Annotated in this window: 1 protein-coding gene; it reads right to left on the bottom strand. The window is 70.6% G+C overall.

Annotated features, from left to right (window positions below; all coding sequences use genetic code 11):
- Positions 1-252, bottom strand: a 252-nt coding sequence (locus tag WA788_RS35835; protein WP_335984733.1) for a polyketide synthase dehydratase domain-containing protein, incomplete at both ends; no start/stop codon positions are given.

Here is a 252-nt window from a genome sequence, read left to right on the forward strand (position 1 = left end):
TCGATCCGGAGCAGGCTCACCATCGGCCGGGGCCAGCAGACCGACGGCGTTCCGCACCCACTCGCCCTCCCCCTCACGAGAGGAGACCGTCACCGTTCGCGGACCATCGCCGTCGCCGACACGGACCTGCAACTGCACGCCACCAGAACCCGGAAGGATCAGGGGCTCCTGGAGCGTCAGCTCCTCCAGGACACCGCACCCGGCAAGGTCGCCGGCATGGACCGCCAGGTCCACGAACGCGGTGCCGGGCAG

This window comes from Streptomyces sp. CA2R106 (genome assembly GCF_037034245.1).
In the GTDB taxonomy this organism is placed as follows: Bacteria; Actinomycetota; Actinomycetes; order Streptomycetales; family Streptomycetaceae; genus Actinacidiphila.